This is a genomic window from Mycolicibacter sinensis, assembly GCF_001673565.1.
Classification (GTDB): domain Bacteria; phylum Actinomycetota; class Actinomycetes; order Mycobacteriales; family Mycobacteriaceae; genus Mycobacterium; species Mycobacterium sinense_C.
This window is the reverse complement of sequence record NZ_LZMF01000146.1, coordinates 1-18107: the sequence shown is the minus strand read 5'-3', so window position 1 is coordinate 18107 and position 18107 is coordinate 1. Positions and strand designations below refer to the sequence as shown.

Sequence of the window (18107 nt, the reverse complement as noted above, 5' to 3'; positions counted from 1 at the left end):
GGTCAGCTGGGTTCGCGTGATGCCTTCGGCGGCCGGATCTTGAAGGAGATCCGCAGCTTGGTGCGGTAGATGATCCCGCCTTTTTCGTCGAGGGTGAGGTCCTGCTCGACGACCTGAGCGACGCGGATGTCGTCGATGGTTTGCTTGGCCCGGTGCACCGCCTCGGCCGCGGCGTTCTCCCACGACGATGGACTCGTCCCGATAATGTCGATCACCCGGTACACGCTCATGTATGTGTCTCCTCCGCTTCCGGCGAACCTCAACGTAGTGCACGGCGGCGGCCGCTGTCCCGCGAAACGCCCGCGGAGAAGACACACCCGCCGACACGCCGAGTGCCGTCGGTGGCCGGTCATAGACTGGCGAACCTATGGGATCTTCGTTCGTACACCTGCATAACCACACCGAGTACTCCATGCTGGACGGTGCGGCGAAGATCGCCCCCATGCTGGCCGAGGCCCAGCGGCTGGAGATGCCCGCGATCGGGATGACCGACCACGGAAACATGTTCGGCGCCAGCGAGTTCTACAACGCCGCGACCAAAGCCGGCATCAAGCCGATCATCGGGGTGGAGGCCTACATCGCCCCCGGTTCTCGGTTCGACACCCGCCGGGTCCACTGGGGCGATCCCGGCCAGAAGAGCGACGACGTCTCCGGCAGTGGTTCCTACACCCACCTGACCATGGTCGCCGAGAACGCCACCGGGTTGCGCAACCTGTTCAAGCTGTCCTCGCTGGCTTCCTTCGAGGGCCAACTTGGCAAGTGGTCGCGGATGGACGTCGAACTGATCGCCGAGCACGCCGAGGGCATCATCGCCACCACCGGTTGCCCGTCGGGGGAGGTGCAGACCCGGCTGCGGCTCGGCCAGGAGCGCGAGGCGCTGGAGTCGGCCGCGAAATGGCGAGAGATCTTCGGCGCCGAAAACTACTTCCTGGAATTGATGGATCACGGCCTGTCCATCGAGCGCCGGGTGCGCGACGGGCTGCTGGACGTCGGTCGAAAGCTCAGCATTCCCGCGCTGGCCACCAATGACTGCCATTACGTCACCCGCGACGCCTCGCAGAACCACGAAGCGCTGCTGTGTATCCAGACCGGCAAGACGCTGTCGGATCCGACCCGGTTCAAGTTCGACGGGGACGGCTATTACCTCAAGTCAGCCGCCGAGATGCGGGCGTTGTGGGACGACACCATCCCCGACGCCTGCGATTCCACCTTGCTGATCGCCGAGCGGGTGCAGTCCTACGCCGACATCTGGACCCCGCGCGACCGGATGCCGGTGTTCCCCGTTCCCGACGGCCACGACCAGGGGTCCTGGCTGCGCCACGAGGTGCAGGCCGGCCTGCAGAACCGTTTTCCGGCCGGGGTGCCGGCCGAGTACACCGAGCGCGCCGCCTATGAGATCGATGTCATCTGCGGCAAGGGATTTCCGTCCTACTTCCTGATCGTCGCGGACCTGATCAACTACGCGCGCTCGATCAACATCCGGGTGGGTCCGGGCCGCGGCTCGGCGGCCGGGTCCCTGGTGGCCTACGCGCTGGGCATCACCAATATCGACCCGATTCCGCACGGGCTGCTGTTCGAACGCTTCCTCAACCCGGAGCGGCCGTCGGCCCCCGATATCGACATCGACTTCGACGACCGTCGCCGCGGCGAGATGGTGCGCTATGCCGCCGAGCGATGGGGCAGTGACCGAGTCGCCCAGGTGATCACTTTCGGCACCATTAAAACCAAAGCGGCGCTGAAAGATTCGGCACGCGTGCATTACGGGCAGCCCGGTTATGCGATCGCCGACCGGATCACCAAGGCACTGCCCCCGCCGATCATGGCCAAAGACATCCCGCTGTCGGGCATCACCGACCCGACCCACGAGCGGTACAAGGAGGCCGCCGAGGTCCGCACGCTGATCGACACCGATCCCGACGTGCGCACCATCTATGAGACCGCGCGCGGTCTGGAAGGCCTGGTCCGCAACGCCGGCGTGCACGCCTGTGCGGTGATCATGAGCTCCGAGCCGCTGATCGACGCGATCCCGCTGTGGAAGCGGCCGCAGGACGGCGCCATCATCACCGGCTGGGACTACCCGTCGTGCGAAGAAATCGGCCTGCTGAAGATGGACTTCCTGGGCCTGCGCAACCTGACGATCATCGGTGACTGCCTGGAGAACATCAAAGCCAATCGGGGCGTGGACCTCGACCTGGATTCGCTGCCGATGGACGATCCGGCCACCTATGAACTGCTGGGCCGCGGTGACACGCTGGGGGTGTTCCAACTAGACGGCGGCCCGATGCGTGACCTGCTGCGTCGCATGCAGCCCACCGAGTTCAATGACATCGTGGCGGTGCTGGCGCTGTACCGGCCCGGCCCGATGGGCATGAACGCCCACAACGACTACGCCGACCGGAAGAACAACCGCCAGGCGATCAAGCCCATCCATCCCGAACTCGAGGAGCCGCTGCGCGAGATCCTGTCGGAAACCTACGGCCTGATCGTCTACCAAGAGCAGATCATGTTCATCGCGCAGAAGGTGGCCTCCTACACGATGGGCAAAGCCGATGCGCTCCGTAAAGCCATGGGCAAGAAGAAGCTTGAAGTGCTGGAGGCCGAGTACAAAGGCTTCTACGAAGGGATGACGGCCAACGGGTTCTCCGAGAAGGCCGTGAAAGCGTTGTGGGACACCATCCTTCCGTTCGCGGGCTACGCGTTCAACAAATCGCACGCGGCCGGCTACGGCCTGGTGTCGTACTGGACGGCCTACCTCAAGGCCAACTACCCGGCCGAATATATGGCCGGCCTGTTGACGTCGGTCGGTGACGACAAGGACAAGGCCGCGGTGTATTTGGCCGACTGCCGCCGCCTGGGCATCACGGTGCTGCCGCCGGACGTCAACGAATCCGAACTGAACTTCGCCTCGGTGGGCGCCGACATCCGCTACGGACTGGGCGCGGTGCGCAATGTCGGCGCCAACGTGGTCGGGTCGCTGATCGGCACCCGAACGCACAAGGGCCGGTTCACCGATTTCTCCGATTATCTCAACAAGATCGATATCGCCGCCTGCAACAAGAAGGTCACCGAATCGCTGATCAAGGCCGGCGCCTTCGACTCGCTGGGGCATCCGCGCAAGGGCCTGTTCCTGGTGCACACCGACGCCGTCGACTCGGTGCTGGGCACCAAGAAGGCCCAGGCGATGGGTCAGTTCGACCTGTTCGGCGGCGCAGACGGTGACAGCGCCGGCGCCGACGCGGTGTTCGGCATCCGGGTTCCCGAGGAGGAGTGGGCCGACAAGCACAAACTGGCCCTGGAGCGCGAGATGCTCGGGCTCTATGTGTCCGGGCATCCGCTCAACGGCATCGCGCACCTGCTGGCCACCCAGGTCGACACCCAGATTCCGGCGATTCTGGAGGGCGACATCGCCAACGACACCCAGGTGCGGGTGGGCGGCATCCTGGCATCGGTGAACCGTCGGGTCAACAAGAACGGGATGCCCTGGGCGTCAGCGCAATTGGAGGACCTTACCGGCGGCATCGAGGTGATGTTCTTCCCGCACACCTATTCCGCCTACGGCGCCGAGGTCGTCGACGACGCGGTCGTGCTGGTCAACGCCAAGGTCGCCATCCGCGACGACCGGATCTCACTGATCGCCAACGAGCTGGTGGTGCCCGACTTCTCCGGCAACGCCGCGGACCGGCCACTGGCGGTCAGTCTGCCGACCCGGCAATGCACCATCGACAAGGTCAGCGCTCTCAAGCAGGTGCTGACCCGCCATCCCGGCACGGCGCAGGTGCAGCTGCGGCTGATCAGCGGGGAGCGGATCACGGTGCTGGAGTTGGATCCCTCGCTGCGGGTGACGCCGTCGTCGGCGCTGATGGGCGATCTGAAGGCGCTGCTGGGTCCGGGGTGCCTGGGCGGCTAAGCGGCCCTGAGTGCCACCGCCACGATGGCACTGTCCGGCCAGAGGGTGCGGCTTCGCGCCCGACGCAGTTTTTCGCGCAGCGGCAAGTCGCGGTGCACATTGGTCACGGCCGGAACCCGGATCATCGGTATGACGGTCCACTGCCAGCCGTAACGCGCGCGCAGGATTCGGTTGGCGGCCTCGGCCTCGTCGCCACAGAGAATTGTGGCCTGGCCCGCAACAGTGAGGGCGCCGGGACGGCGCCGGCCGCGGTAGTCGCAGGGGACCAAGGCGACATCCGGGCGTAGTGCCAGTCGCCGGGTCTTCGGGCCGATCTTGGTGCGGAACACCACCGTGGCGCCGTCCAGCGCGAACCATATCGGCGTGTCCACCGCCGAGCCGTCGCGGCGGAAGGAGCGCAGCAGCGCGTAGCGGGCGTCGTGCAGTTCTTCGAGTCGTTGTGCGAGCATGGCGCCAGTGAACAACCTAGAGTTGGCTCTAAGTCAAGCGCCAGGGGGTGTCGTTGTCCGGCCGATTGACCATTGGTGAGGTGGCCCGCCGCAGCGGAGTCGCCGCAACCACCTTGCGCTACTACGAGCAGATCGGCCTGGTGGCGCCGCCGGCCCGTCTCGGTGGCCAGCGTCGCTACGACGAGGCGGTGCTGGCCCGGCTCGAGATCATCGGCCTGTGCAAATCCGCGGGTTTCGCCCTCACCGAGATCCAACTGCTGTTCGCCGACGACGTGCCCGGGCGCCCGGCGAGCCGAGCGCTGGCGCAGGCCAAGCTCGCCGCGATCGACGCCCAGCTGGACTCCTTGTCCCGGGCGCGGGCGGTGATCGAGTGGGGCATGCAGTGCCGATGTCCCTCCATCGATGCCTGTACCTGCGGTATCCACCCGCCGCCGGTGCGACCACACGCTGAGGCGCACTGAAACGCCTGTTCAGGCCCGGTGGCCGGAAGCGAGCTCAACCTCAACATAACGCTTAGGTCCGTTTCCGATAACAACACAGCATCACCGGTGTAACGTCTGAAACTTCCCACACAACTGGTGGGGCTCTGGGGGGAAGGGACTATTAGTGATGTCTGTGCGACAACGCGTTGTATCGCTGCTCGCGGGAGTGGCAGCCGTCCTGTTCGCCGGATTTGTCATGCCGGCGGCGCTCGCCCACGCCGGCTACGCCGACCCCGGCCCTTATCAGACCTGCGAGGGGTCGACGTGTCTGGTCATGGGCGTCTACGACCCCGACACCTGGACCTACAGCGGCTTCCGGCCGTACTTCACCGACTGGAAGGGGGACCAGGTCTATAACGTCGAGGTGACCGGAGCCGACGGCGCCACGGTCGACGCGGGCAGCTATGACATCAAGGTGGAGGACTACTGGTCCACGATGATGTCCAGCTCCACCTACACCTACGGTGCCTTCACCGCGGCCGACACCGGCGCCGACCTGGGCGCCTTCGCCGATCTCACCGGTACGACCGTGTATAGCACCACTTTTGGCGACTTCCACCAGGTGACGATCAATGACGCGGCCAACGGTGCGAGCTACTGGATCGTCACCACGCCGAACTACGTCAACACCGAGGTGACGATGGATGGGGCGTCGCAGGACTACATCCAGTACACCGGAGATGCGGCGCCGACGCTGTTGTGGAATAGTCTCGATAACTCGAGTTATGTGCCGGTGCCCGACTACCTGATCCCGGATGACCCGTGGGCCGGACTGGACTTTGACCCGGGCCAGTACGGTTCGGTGGCGGGACTCTAGGAGCAACGCGTATGGTGTCGAAGCCGAACGAACCGAGACTCAGTAGCAACAAAAAATTTCGTCAGATTCGGATGTGAATCCGGTAACACGAGGGTAACGTTTGGTCACCTGCGGCATCACGGGTGCTCAAGTGCAACAAGCTTAACGGAGGCTTTCATGGGGAAATCGCGTCGTCTTCTTACCCTGATCGGGGTAGGCGCCGCTGCTGGGTTCGCGGCCTTTGTGCTGCCGATGTCGATGGCTACCGCCACGGCCGAAAGCACGACCAGCCCGGTCCCCGGATGGGACGGCCCCTATGAGACGTGCGACGGCGTTGTCTGCCTGGTGATGGAGCCGCTGACCCGCGAAAGCGTGGGCCGGGACTGGTCCTATGAGGGCATCCGCCCGTGGATCACCGACTGGAAGGGTGACCAGCTCTACAACGTCACCCTCAACGGCGAAGAGGTCGGCGGCTACAACATCAAGATCGAGGACTACTGGAACTCGTTGTTCTCCACGTCGGCCTACCAGTTCGGTGACTTCACGCCGAACGCCGACACGCCTGAAGATCTGAGTGTGCTGGGCAACTTCGGCTACCTGGCCGGCTCCTCGATGTACACGATCAACCTGTTCGACGGCGCCTTCACCAACGTGACCCTCAATGGTGTGGGGCCGCACGACCTGAACTACTGGATCATGTCCGCCGCCGGCACGACCTACTCGGTGGTGACCGACCCGCTCAACGGTGTTTCGGCGGGCTTGATCCAGTTCGGCGAGGAGGCCCCGCAACAGCTGTGGAACAGCCTGTTCCACGCGTGGACTCCAGAGATTCCGGACTACGTCATCCCGAACGACCCGTTCGCGCTCCTGGATTTCGACCCGTGTGACTTCCTTGGCGGTTGCGCCGCTCCGATGTAGCGGGCGCCGTCAGAACTTGTAGCGCAGCACCCGGGCCTTGCCGGCCACCGACTTGATGCGGCCGGCAAGCCGGGTCACGCGCCGGGCCGCCGGGGGGAATGAGTCGACCTCGGCGGCGTGCGCCAGGCAGGCCTGCTCGACCAGGCGCAGCCGGGGATCCCAGCGCTCGGGCGTGTGCGGGTCGGTGAAGCCGGGGTTGGCCCAGACCTGGCGGAGCACGCTGAACATGCCGCGCGGAGCCAGCTTCATCCCCAGGGAACTGAGCCAGCCCACCCGGCCGTAGTCGTTGAACGCCAACTCGCCGGTGCCGAAGTAGTCGATGACGTGCGTGATCAGCGCGATGACCTGCGGTTCGGTGAGAAAGGCGAACAGGCCGTCGGCGATCACCATGGTGGGTCGGCCGACCGGGATGCCGTCAGTCCAGTCCGTGGACGTCAGGTCGGCCGCGATGACGTGCTCGGCGCGCTGAGCCGGCAACAGCTTCTCGCGCAATGCGACCAGGTGCGGCAGGTCGATGCTGTACCAGTCGACGGTTGCCGGTGGCTGGACCCGCGCCAGCGGCTCGTTGAGGCCGGCGCCGAGATCCACCACGACGGCGTCGGGGTTCGCGGCGGTATACCTGCGGACCCGCTCGTCGAGCATTTTGGCGCGCAGCGCCGTCTGCCGCACCACGCTGGCCGGGATCCGGAATCCGGCGAAGTCGTAGTCGATCAAGCCCACGACCCGGTCCGAGAACTCGTCGCCGAGGATTGGCGTGGGGGCGCGGTTGTCGAGGGCGCGGGCGTAGGCGGTGAGAAACGCGGTCTGCTCGAGGCGGCTGAACTCGGTCACGGCAATCGGCATGGGGTTCACCGTAGGCGACGACTGGACACGAGCGGGCAAACCGGAACCAATGTCCCCGTCGCGCCGCTACGGTCGAGGCCATGGAATCGCAGCAGGCGACCACCCTGGCGGTGGCGGCTGAGGGGGCGCGCGGCTCGATCACGTTGAACCGCCCGGACAAGCTCAACCCGCTGAGCACCGTGACCCTCGAGGAGTTGGTGGCGGCGGCCCGCTGGTTCGACGCCCGGCCCGCGGTGAAGGTCGTCGTCGTCGCCGGCAATGGCCGGGCCTTCTCGGCCGGCGCCGACCTGGCTGCGTTCGCGGCGGCCGGCGACAGCGCGGCAGCAATGCGGGAGGCCGCTGACGCCGGGCGGCGGATGGCCGAGGCGATCGAGGCCATGCGGGCGGTGACGGTGGCGCGCCTGCACGGCCACTGCGTCGGCGGCGGGGTGGTGCTGGCCGCGGCCTGCGACCTGCGGGTGGCCGCCGAGGACACCCGGTTTTCGATCCCGGAAGTCGATTTGGGCATCCCGCTGGCCTGGGGCGGAATCCCGCGGCTGGTCCGTGAGATCGGCCCGGCGCTCACCAAGGAACTGGTGATGACCTGCCGGCCGTTCGACGCCGTCGAGGCGAAGGCGGCCGGATTCCTCAACCGGGTGGTGCCCCAGGCCGACCTCGACGCCGAGGTCGACGCGCTGGTCGAGAATCTGGTCGGCAAATCCGCGCTCACGTTGTGCGGCACCAAGCGTCAGGTCAACGCGGTGAGCGAGGGAATGGTGGCCACGGCGCGCAGCTGGAACGACGCCGACGCGCTCGTGACGGCCCTGCACGACCCGGAGTCGCAGGCGGGGGCAATGGCGTATCTGGAACGGATGAGTCGCCGCTGAGGCGGCAGAGCAGGAGGACGGGATGGCGCGCAGTGAACCGGCGACGTTGTGTGAGGCGTTTCAGCGCACCGCTGCCATCGATCCCGACGCGGTCGCGGTGCGCACCGTCGGCGGTGGCCAGACGCTGACCTGGCGCGACTACGCCGCACAGGTGCAGCAGGTGGCGGCCGGACTGGCGGGGCTCGGGGTGCGGCGAGGTGACACGGTATCGCTGATGATGGCCAACCGGATCGAGTTCTACCCGCTGGAGGTCGGGGCTCAACACGCCGGTGCCACGTCGTTCTCGGTGTACAACACGCTTCCCGCCGAGCAGCTCGGGTACCTGTTCGACAACGCCGGTACCAAGGTGGTGATCTGCGAGCAGGCCTACGTCGAGACGATCCGCGCCAGTAGCGCTCCCATCGAACACCTCGTGTGCATCGACGGGCACCCCGACGGCACCCTGTCGATCGAAGAGCTGCTGGCCGCCGGTGAAGACGACTTCGACTTCGAAACGACGTGGCGCGCAGTGCAACCCGACGACGTTGTGACGCTGATCTATACCTCCGGGACCACCGGGCTGCCCAAGGGGGTGGAGATGACGCACACCAACCTGTTGTTCGAGGCGGCTGCCCTGGATGCGGTGCTCGGGGTGCGCTTCGGCGACCGGATCACCTCCTACCTGCCCTCGGCGCACATCGCCGACCGGGCGATGGCGCTCTACAACTCCGAGATCTCCGGGGTGCAGGTCACGGTGGTGCCAGACGCCCGCGAAATCGGCGCGGCCCTGCCCGATGTGCGGCCGACGATCTGGGGTGCGGTTCCCCGGGTCTGGGAGAAACTCAAGGCCGCAATCGAATTCGCGGTGGCGGGCGAATCGGACGACAACCGCCGCGCCGCCCTGCAGTGGGCGCTGACGGTCGGCGCGAAGCGGTCTGCGGCATTGCTGGCCGGTGAGCCGGTTCCCGACGACGTGGCGGCCGAGTGGGCGCAGGCCGATGAGCTGGTGCTGTCGAAGCTGCGGGCCAAGCTGGGCTTGGACGAACTGCGCTGGGCGGTGTCGGGCGCGGCGCCGATTCCCAAGGAGACCCTGGGTTTCTTCGCCGGGATCGGTATCCCGATCTGTGAGGTCTGGGGCATGTCGGAGCTCAGCTGTGTCGCCTCGACCACCCATCCGAGCGAAGCGCGGCTCGGAACTGTCGGAAAGTTGTTGCCCGGCTTGGAAAGTCGCATCGCCGAGGACGGCGAGTTCCTGGTCCGGGGGCCGCTGGTGATGCGGGGCTACCGCAAGGAGCCGGCCAAGACCGCCGAGGCGATCGACTCCGATGGCTGGCTGCACACCGGCGACATCCTGCAACAAGATGCCGACGGCTATCTGCGGGTGGTCGACCGCAAGAAGGAGTTGATCATCAACGCCGCCGGCAAGAACATGTCGCCGGCCAACATCGAGAACGCCATTCTGGCGTCGTGCCCGATGATCGGAGCGATGGTCACCATCGGTGAATCCCGGCCCTACAACACCGCGCTGATGGTCTTCGACGCCGACTCGGTCGGCCCTTACGCCGCCGCGCACGGTCTTGCCGAGGCGACACCGGCCGCCCTGGCCGCCGATCCGGGCGTGATCGAAAAGATCGCCGCCGGGGTGGCCGACGGCAACGCCAAGCTCTCGCGGGTCGAACAGATCAAGCGCTTCCAGGTGCTGCCCACGCTGTGGGAGCCCGGCGGCGACGAGGTGACGCTCACCATGAAGCTGAAACGCCGGCCGATCGCCGCCAAGTACGCCGACGAGATCGAGGCGCTCTATGCCGCCGAGCCCGGACCGCACATCCACCAGCCGCCGGCCACCGAGGCGGCCCGGCCGGCGACCGCCGTCTGAGAGGTGAGTGCCACGCCAATTTTCACCTTCGGTCACGGCACCGCGGATGCCGCGGAGATCGCAACGCTGCTGACCGGCGCCGGGGTGCAGCGGCTTGTCGACGTTCGCAGCGCGCCCGGCAGCCGGCACAATCCGGACTCGGCACGCGACGCCATGGCCGGCTGGCTGCCCGAGGCGGGCATCGCCTACCAGTGGGAGTCACGGTTGGGCGGCTGGCGCCGAGTCAATGGGGAGAGCCCCGACACCGGGTTGCGCGTCGAGTCGTTTCGGTCCTACGCCGCGCACATGCGCACCACCGAGTTCCGGACCGCGATCGACGAGCTGCTGGCGACCGCGGCCCTCGAGCAGATCGCGGTGATGTGCGCCGAAACGGTGTGGTGGCGCTGCCACCGCAGGATGATCGCCGACTACCTCACGCTGGTCCGCGGCGTCGAGGTACGCCATCTGATGCATGATGGCAAGCTGCGCCCGCACCGGCCGATCCCGGAGGCACGAGTGGACGGTGACGTGCTGATCTATGACGGCGCGCCCCCCGACTAGATCGGGGCCGGACTCTCAGCCGTGCCGCAAGCCCAGGAGGAGCCACACCGCGGTGCATACACCGGCGGCGGTCAGCACCGCGGCGGCCGCACTGGCCGTGACGGCGCCGACGCCCAGCAGGGTTGCCACGCCGACCGCCAGCGCGACCAGCTTGTAGGCCGGCCAGGGCACGCCCGCGATCGGCACCTGCTGCCGGGGGCGCTCCGCGGTGGTCATGCAATTAACGGTACGCGATAACCAATTGTTAGGCCAGCCGAAACCTCTCGGTCCGGTGGGCGTGTCGCGGCATCGGACTAAGCTGACGCCATGCCTCTGAGCGGAGAATACGCACCCAGCCCGTGGGATTGGTCCCGAGAGAACGCCGAGAAATACATGTCCTCCGGCGGCACCGAGGGCACCGAGATGAAGGGAAAGCCGGTCATCCTGCTGACCACGGTCGGCGCCAAGACCGGCAAACTGCGCAAGACGCCGCTGATGCGCGTCGAGCACGAGGGTCAGTACGCGATCGTCGCCTCGCTGGGCGGCGCCCCGAAAAACCCGGTCTGGTACTACAACGTGATCAAGAACCCGCGGGTCGAGCTGCAGGACGAAACGGTCACCGGCGACTACGAAGCCCGCGAGGTCTTCGGCGACGAAAAGGCCCAGTGGTGGGAGCGGGCTGTCGCGGCCTGGCCCGACTACGCCGACTACCAGAAGAAGACCGACCGGCAGATCCCGGTGTTCGTGCTGACCCCGGTGGGCTGAACCCGCTGCTAGGTGGCACCATATTGCGGTGTCCGCCGAACTGCGTCAGACCCGAAGTGACCCCGCGAAGGGCCCGATGAACGGGCCGCTGACCGCGGCCGACGTCGACGCGGCGGCCAAGCGGATTGCCGGGGTGGTGGCACCCACCCCGCTGCAATACAGCGACCGGCTCTCCGAGGTCACCGGCGCCAACGTGTACCTCAAGCGCGAAGACCTGCAGTCGGTGCGGTCCTACAAGATCCGGGGCGCCTACAACCTTTTGGTGCAGCTGAGCGAGGACGAGATGGCCGCCGGGGTGGTCTGCTCGTCGGCCGGCAACCACGCCCAGGGGTTCGCCTACGCCTGCCGGTCGCTGGGTGTGCACGGCCGCGTCTATGTCCCGGCCAAGACGCCGAAACAGAAGCGTGACCGAATCCGCTACCACGGCGGCGATTTCATCGAGCTGATCGTCGGCGGCGCGACGTACGACATGGCGGCGGAGGCGGCGCTGGACGATGTGGCCCGCACCGGGGCCACCCTGGTGCCGCCCTACGACGACCTGCGGACGATGGCAGGGCAGGGCACCATCGCCGTGGAGATCCTCGGCCAACTCGGCGCCGAACCGGACCTGGTCGTCGTTCCGGTGGGCGGCGGCGGCTGCATCGCCGGCATCACCACCTACCTGGCGCAGCGGACCACCAACAGCGCGGTGCTGGGCGTCGAGCCGGCCGGAGCCGCCGCGATGATGGCCGCGCTGGCCGCCGGAGAATTGGTGACCCTCGACCACGTCGATCAGTTCGTCGACGGCGCCGCCGTCAAGCGCGCCGGGGCGCTGCCCTACGCGGCGCTCGCCGCCGCCGGCGACATGGTCTCGGTCACCACCGTCGACGAGGGCGCGGTCTGCACCGCGATGCTCGACCTGTATCAGAACGAGGGCATCATCGCCGAGCCGGCGGGCGCACTGTCGGTGGCCGGGTTGTTGGAGGCCGGCATCGCCGCAGGCTCCACGGTGGTCTGCCTGATCTCCGGCGGCAACAACGATGTCTCCCGCTACGGCGAGATACTGGAACGCTCGCTGGTACACCTGGGCCTCAAGCACTACTTCCTGGTCGACTTTCCCCAGGAGCCGGGCGCACTGCGGCGGTTCCTCGACGAGGTGCTCGGCCCGGGCGACGACGTCACGCTGTTCGAGTACGTCAAGCGCAACAACCGCGAGACCGGCGAGGCCCTGGTCGGCGTGCAACTGGGCTGCGCGGCAGACCTCGAGGGCCTGCTGGCCCGGATGCGCTCCTCGGAGATCCACGTCGAGCCGCTGGAGCCCGGGTCGCCGGCCTACCGCTACCTGCTGTAGCCGTCCGGGCGGAGTCGACCGCCGCGCGGCGGGTACCGATCGTGCCGAACGGGTAGTGGTACCGCCATGGCTTTATCGCAGACAACGCACATGGATGAAACCCGCGTTCGCAAGGTGCTCGATATCGCCCTGCGGTTCGGACAGCTGCTGTTGGGCTCACAGGCGGGAACCGCCGACGTCGCCTCGAGCATGCTGGCTATCGCCACCGCCTACGGATTACCGCAGACCCAGGTGGACATCATGGCGAACTCGATCCGGGTGTCGGTGCCGCGCGGCGTGCCCGGCGCCCCGGTCACCGCGATGTATCTGGTGCAGTCGCGCTCGCTGGACTACACCCGGCTGCAGCTGGCCACCGATCTGGCCGAACACGTGGTGAACACGACGCCCGACCCCGAGTGGGTGCAAGAGCAGTTGGACGCCGTGAGCCGGGCCGCGCACCCTTATCCGCGGTGGGTGGCCACCGTAGGCTGGGCGGTCATGGCCGGCGGCTTCTCCGTGCTGATCGGCGCCGGGCCCTTGGTGGCGCTGGTCTCGGCGGTCACCACCGCACTGATCGACCGCGTCGGCCGAGTGCTCAACGGCTGGCAGCTGCCGCTGTTGTTCCAGCAGGTGGTCGCCGCAGCGCTGGCCACCGGCGTCGCCATCGGCCTGCACGCCGTCGGCTGGCTGCCCGCCGGCACTCCGGTATCGCCGGTGGTGGCGGCCAACATCGTGGTGCTGTTGTCGGGTCTGGCCACGGTCGGCTCGGTGCAAGACGCCATCACCGGCTACCAGCTCACGGCCGTCTCGCGGGGTATGGACATCCTGCTCTCCTCGGTGGGCATCCTGGTCGGCGTCTCCATCGCGGTACAGATCGGCCGCGTGTTCGGTGTGGCAGTGCGCGTGAGTCCCGAGATGCCGGTCGCGGTGCTGAGCGTGCCGGTGTACACCCTGGCGGGGGCCATCGGCGCGGCGGCCGCCGCGATTGCGGGCTATGCGCAGCCCAAGGCCGCCCTGGCGGCGGGTCTTGCGGGGGCGACCGCGGCGCTGCTGTTCTTCGGACTGCAACTCGTGCAGGCCAACCCGATCGTGAGCTCGTTCGCGGCAGCGGCGGCCACCGGCCTGGTCGGCACGCTGCTCGCGCCCCGGCTGCGCGTCACGCCGCTGGTGATCATCATGGCCGGCATCATCCCGCTGGTTCCCGGACTGACCCTGTTCCGGGGCTTCGTGCAGTTGGTCAACGGCCAGCCCAACGCCGGCGGCACGCTCGGATTGGCGGTCGGGCTGGCGCTGGCGCTCGGCGCCGGCGCGGTGCTGGGGCCGCTGTTGGCGCCCTCGGTGCGGCGCGAGCTGAGCCGCTACCACCTGCGCGGTCGCGGACACGCGGGGCGTCGCGTGCGCAGCCCGTACCGGATTCCGCAGCTGGCCGGGATCCGCTACTTCGGGCGCCGGGCGGCGTAGCTCAGCGGCTCTTCTGCAAGATGATCAGCGAGCGGGCGGCGACCGCCACGGTCTGACCGGCCTGGACTTCGAGGTCACTGGCGCCGATGGGATCTGCGGTATCGATCACCGCTTGCCAGCCGTGGGCGTACTCGGTGTTGGGGGTGACGAAGTCCACCGCTGTCTCACCGGCGTTGAAGCACAACAGAAACGAGTCGTCGATGATGCGCTGGCCGCGGGCATCGGGCTCGGGCAGCGCCTCGCCGTTGAGGAAAACCATGACGCACCTGCCGAATTCGCTGCCCCAGTCCTGCTGGGTCATCTCCTGGCCGGCCGGTGTCAGCCAGGCGATGTCCCGCACCTCGTCGCCGCCGCGAATCGGCCGGCCCTCGAAGAACCGGCGCCGGCGGAACACCGGATGCGCGGCGCGCAGGGCGGTCAATGCGCGGGTGAACGCCAGCAGGTCGGCGTTCTTGTCGACCAGCGACCAGTCCATCCAGGACAGCTCGGAGTCCTGGCAGTAGACGTTGTTGTTGCCGTGCTGGGTGCGGCCCATCTCATCGCCGTGCGCGATCATCGGGGTGCCCTGGCTGATCAGCAGGGTGGCCATGATGTTGCGGACCTGGTGTGCGCGCAACGCCAGGATGGCCGGGTCGTCGGTCGGCCCCTCGACACCACAGTTCCACGACCGGTTGTAGCTCTCGCCATCCCGGTTGTCCTCACCGTTGGCTTCGTTGTGTTTCTCGTTGTAGGACACCAGGTCTGCCAGGGTGAAACCGTCATGGCAGGTGACGAAGTTGATGCTGGCGCTGGGCCGCCGGCCGGTCGCCTCGTATAAGTCCGATGATCCGGTCAAGCGGGAGGCGAACTCGCCCAGCGTCTCCGGTACACCACGCCAGTAGTCGCGCACGGTGTCGCGGTATTTGCCGTTCCACTCCGTCCACAGCCCCGGGAAGTTGCCCACCTGGTAGCCGCCTTCGCCGACGTCCCACGGCTCGGCGATCAGCTTGACCTGGCTGACCACCGGATCCTGTTGCACCAGATCGAAGAACGCGGACAGCCGATCGACATCATGCAGTTCCCGGGCCAGCGTCGACGCGAGGTCGAAACGGAATCCGTCGACGTGCATCTCGGTCACCCAATAGCGCAGCGAGTCCATGATCAGCTGCAGGGTGTGCGGGTGGCGAGCGTTGAGGCTGTTACCGGTACCGGTGTAGTCGGTATAGAGGCGCCGGTCGTCGTCGGACAGCCGATAGTAGGCGGCGTTGTCGATGCCGCGGAAGTTGATCGTCGGGCCCAGATGGTTGCCTTCGGCGGTGTGGTTGTAGACCACGTCGAGGATGACCTCGATGCCCGCCTGGTGGAAGGCACGCACCATCGCCTTGAATTCTGCCACCGCGCCGCCGGCCACCCGGCTGGCCGCGTACTGACTGTGTGGTGCGAAGAACCCGAACGTGTTGTAGCCCCAGTAGTTCCGCAGTCCCAGTTGCAGCAGCCGATGATCGTGCAGGAACTGGTGCACCGGCATCAGCTCGATCGCGGTCACGTTCAGCGACTTGAGGTGCTCGATGATCACCGGGTGCGCCAGCCCGGCGTAGGTGCCGCGCAGCTCTTCGGGTATCCCGGGGTGGGTCTGGGTCATGCCCTTGACATGCGCCTCGTAGATGATCGTCTCGTGATACGGGGTGCGCGGTGAGCGGTCGGCGGCCCAGTCGAAGAACGGGTTGATCACCACGCTGGTCATGGTGTGCCCCAACGAATCCAGCGCCGGGGGAGGCCCGTCACCGGCCGGGTCGTTCAGGTCGTAGGAGAACAGCTCCGGGCCGAAGTCGAAATCGCCGTGGAATGCCTTGCCGTACGGGTCCAGCAGCAGCTTGCCGGGATCACAGCGGTGCCCCGCCGACGGGTCGAACGGCCCGTGCACCCGGAACCCATAGTGCTGGCCGGGCCCGACGCCAGGCAGATAGGCATGCCAGACATAGCCGTCCACTTCCTCGAGACGGATCCGGGACTCGGTGTTGTCGGCCTCGTCGATCAGGCACAGCTCCACGCGCTCGGCGACCTCGGAGAACACCGCGAAATTGGTTCCGGCTCCGTCATAGACGGCGCCGAGCGGGTAGCTGTGCCCTGGCCAGACCACGGGCGCGACCGGGCTCACCACCATCCGGTGGCCGCGCCCATCTGCCGGCCGAGTTCACCGGTCATGGTGCGCATGTAGGTGGCCGACAGGTGATGGGAGTCGTGATAGATCAGCACATTGCCCTCCACGGCGCGGCAGATGTCGGTGTCGCACACCGCATCGGACAGGTCCAGCGGCTTGAGCAGCGGGAAGCGTTCGACGAAATCCAGGGTGGGGTTGCGGTCGACGAGGACTTCGGAGCGTTTGATGCCGCAGGACATCGCGTCACCCCCGGAGGCCAGGCAGTCCGCCGGCTGGAAGGGGTCACCGTCGCGCACCAGCCACGGGGTGTCGCGCACGCCGAGGATAGGAATTTTGTGCTCGGAGAACCTTTGCCAGATCCCGATGTAGGTTGCCGGCATCACGTCGCCGGGTTTGATGTTCCACGGCCGGGTGGCGGTGGTGAACACGAAGTCGGGGTGGTCGGCGATCAACTTGTCCATCGTCTTGCCCACCCACTCGTAGCACTGCGGATAGGGCGCGTTGTTGCCCATGATCAGCGGCACCTTCTCGGTGGACAGCGGGCAACCCATCTTGAGGTAGGTCACCACTTTGAAGTGGTGTTTCTGGCCCAGGATGTCCAGCGCCGGCAGCCAGTGTTCGGCATGCGACCCGCCGGCCAGCGCGACGGTTCGGGTGGCCTCCGGGTCACCATAGGTGCAGTTGATCAGGGCCGGATTGGTGAAGGTGCTGATGCAGCCGTCGCGGGTGGAGCGCGGCAGGTCCTTCTTGGCCTCCAGGATGGTGGGCCGCATCCGCAGCTTGGGCACCCGCTGATGCTTGATCAGCGCGCGGGCACCCGGGTAGTCGTCTTTGCTGAGCTTGGCCAGTTCCTTGCCGCTGGCGCGCTGGACGGTGACGTGTTCGCGCCAGGTGAACGAGGTCGCGGTCAGCGCGACGCCCAGCAGCACCACCGTCGAGCCCAACGCCATCGTCGGCCGTTTCCACCAGCCGGCCGACGGTTTCCGCCAGCGAATGCGCTGCGGGGCGGGCTTGGCGGCGGCCGATGCGCGAGAGCGCAGCGGGTCCTCGACGAGCCGGGTGGTCAGATAGGCCAGCACGCCGGACAGCAGCAGGATGCCCGCGCCCTCGAGCACCGAGGCGTGTTTGTGGCCGGTGTAGGACAACCAGAAGATCAGCAGCGGCCAGTGCCACAGGTACAGCGAGTAGGCCATCGCGCCCAGCGTCACCAGCGGCCCGGTGGCCAGCCACCGGCTGGGCCACGGGAGTTTTTCGCTGGTGCTCGGGTGCGTGTGCCGGTTGGCACCGGCCAGGATGAACGCCACCGTGGCACCGACCGGCACCAGCGCCCAGGGGCCGGGGAATTCCCGCACGCCTTCGATCAGGGCACCGCAGCTCAGGATCGCCGCCAGCGCAACGGTGGCGACGGTGGTCCGCAGCCACATCGGCCAGCGGATATAGGGAACGAGCGCCCCGGCCAGCGCGCCGAGCAGCAGTTCCCAGGCGCGGGCGAAGCTGTTGTAGTAGGCCAGCGCCTGGTTGGACTGGTGCGCGACGATCGCATACCAGAACGACGCCACGGTCAGCCCGGTGAGCAGCACCACGAACGCCGTGCGCAGGTGGGTGCGCAGCAGCCGCCGGAAGGCGTACGCGAAACCGAAGATCAGCAGCAGGAAGCTGAGATAGAACTGGCCCTGCACCGACATCGACCAGATGTGCTGCAGCGGGCTGACCGCCTCGCCGGCGCGCAGGTAATCCGAGGCGGTGCGGGCCAACTCCCAGTTCTGGTAGTAGCCCAGGCTGGCCAGGCTCTCGTCG

Annotated in this window: 16 protein-coding genes; 10 read left to right on the top strand and 6 right to left on the bottom strand. The window is 67.2% G+C overall.

Annotated elements, in window-relative coordinates; all coding sequences use genetic code 11:
- Positions 1-2: 2 nt before the first annotated feature.
- Positions 3-230 carry a dodecin family protein gene (locus A5648_RS21500; RefSeq protein WP_065026509.1) on the bottom strand — a complete coding sequence of 76 codons (228 nt, stop codon included), beginning with the start codon at positions 228-230 and terminating at the stop codon, positions 3-5.
- Positions 231-367: 137 nt separating this feature from the next.
- Between A5648_RS21500 and dnaE the strand changes: the two genes are divergently transcribed.
- Positions 368-3907 (top strand): DNA polymerase III subunit alpha, encoded by a 3540-nt coding sequence (gene dnaE / locus A5648_RS21495; protein WP_065026508.1) that lies wholly within the window; start codon positions 368-370, stop codon positions 3905-3907.
- On the opposite strand, the gene A5648_RS21490 is transcribed toward dnaE, so the two are convergent.
- A complete protein-coding gene (locus tag A5648_RS21490; protein WP_065026507.1) occupies positions 3904-4356 on the bottom strand; it encodes a PPOX class F420-dependent oxidoreductase in 453 nt (150 codons plus the stop codon). The genes dnaE and A5648_RS21490 overlap by 4 nt on opposite strands.
- A gap of 53 nt (positions 4357-4409) precedes the next feature.
- Between A5648_RS21490 and A5648_RS21485 the strand changes: the two genes are divergently transcribed.
- The 3 genes from A5648_RS21485 to A5648_RS21475 all read left to right on the top strand — a co-directional run bounded on the left by A5648_RS21485 (position 4410) and on the right by A5648_RS21475 (position 6552).
- Positions 4410-4817, top strand: a complete 408-nt coding sequence (locus A5648_RS21485; RefSeq protein ID WP_065026525.1) for a MerR family transcriptional regulator — start codon at positions 4410-4412, stop codon at positions 4815-4817.
- Positions 4818-4965: 148 nt separating this feature from the next.
- Positions 4966-5655 carry a hypothetical protein gene (locus A5648_RS21480; protein ID WP_131810608.1) on the top strand — a complete coding sequence of 230 codons (690 nt, stop codon included), beginning with the start codon at positions 4966-4968 and terminating at the stop codon, positions 5653-5655.
- A 156-nt stretch (positions 5656-5811) separates the two neighbouring features.
- Positions 5812-6552 (top strand): hypothetical protein, encoded by a 741-nt coding sequence (locus A5648_RS21475; protein WP_131810607.1) that lies wholly within the window; start codon positions 5812-5814, stop codon positions 6550-6552.
- Positions 6553-6561: 9 nt separating this feature from the next.
- Here A5648_RS21475 and A5648_RS21470 read toward each other — a convergent pair whose 3' ends face one another.
- Positions 6562-7395 carry a class I SAM-dependent methyltransferase gene (locus tag A5648_RS21470; RefSeq protein ID WP_065026504.1) on the bottom strand — a complete coding sequence of 278 codons (834 nt, stop codon included), beginning with the start codon at positions 7393-7395 and terminating at the stop codon, positions 6562-6564.
- Positions 7396-7475: 80 nt separating this feature from the next.
- On the opposite strand from A5648_RS21470, the gene A5648_RS21465 reads away from it, so the two are divergent.
- From A5648_RS21465 to A5648_RS21455, 3 genes are read left to right on the top strand one after another with little or no spacing between them, the layout of a single operon-like run.
- Positions 7476-8261 carry an enoyl-CoA hydratase/isomerase family protein gene (locus tag A5648_RS21465; RefSeq protein ID WP_065026503.1) on the top strand — a complete coding sequence of 262 codons (786 nt, stop codon included), beginning with the start codon at positions 7476-7478 and terminating at the stop codon, positions 8259-8261.
- A 22-nt stretch (positions 8262-8283) separates the two neighbouring features.
- A complete protein-coding gene (gene fadD11 / locus A5648_RS21460; RefSeq protein WP_065026502.1) occupies positions 8284-10116 on the top strand; it encodes a fatty acid--CoA ligase FadD11 in 1833 nt (610 codons plus the stop codon).
- A gap of 3 nt (positions 10117-10119) precedes the next feature.
- Positions 10120-10656, top strand: coding sequence for a DUF488 family protein (locus A5648_RS21455; protein ID WP_065026501.1), 537 nt, complete (start codon positions 10120-10122; stop codon positions 10654-10656).
- A 15-nt stretch (positions 10657-10671) separates the two neighbouring features.
- Here A5648_RS21455 and A5648_RS21450 read toward each other — a convergent pair whose 3' ends face one another.
- A complete protein-coding gene (locus A5648_RS21450; protein ID WP_065026500.1) occupies positions 10672-10872 on the bottom strand; it encodes a hypothetical protein in 201 nt (66 codons plus the stop codon).
- A gap of 90 nt (positions 10873-10962) precedes the next feature.
- On the opposite strand from A5648_RS21450, the gene A5648_RS21445 reads away from it, so the two are divergent.
- The 3 genes from A5648_RS21445 to A5648_RS21435 all read left to right on the top strand — a co-directional run bounded on the left by A5648_RS21445 (position 10963) and on the right by A5648_RS21435 (position 14170).
- Positions 10963-11400 (top strand): nitroreductase family deazaflavin-dependent oxidoreductase, encoded by a 438-nt coding sequence (locus A5648_RS21445; RefSeq protein ID WP_065026499.1) that lies wholly within the window; start codon positions 10963-10965, stop codon positions 11398-11400.
- Between the two features lie 28 nt (positions 11401-11428).
- On the top strand, positions 11429-12730 hold the full coding sequence (gene ilvA / locus A5648_RS21440) for a threonine ammonia-lyase (RefSeq protein ID WP_065026498.1): 1302 nt from the start codon (positions 11429-11431) through the stop codon (positions 12728-12730).
- 90 nt (positions 12731-12820) lie between these two features.
- Positions 12821-14170, top strand: coding sequence for a threonine/serine ThrE exporter family protein (locus tag A5648_RS21435; protein WP_065026497.1), 1350 nt, complete (start codon positions 12821-12823; stop codon positions 14168-14170).
- A gap of 1 nt (position 14171) precedes the next feature.
- On the opposite strand, the gene glgX is transcribed toward A5648_RS21435, so the two are convergent.
- Together glgX and A5648_RS21425 are read right to left on the bottom strand one after the other, a co-directional pair.
- On the bottom strand, positions 14172-16313 hold the full coding sequence (glgX, locus tag A5648_RS21430; protein WP_065026496.1) for a glycogen debranching protein GlgX: 2142 nt from the start codon (positions 16311-16313) through the stop codon (positions 14172-14174).
- The coding region (locus A5648_RS21425; RefSeq protein ID WP_065026495.1) for an acyltransferase family protein at positions 16304-18107 on the bottom strand (1804 nt) is incomplete at its 5' end. The genes glgX and A5648_RS21425, both read right to left, overlap by 10 nt.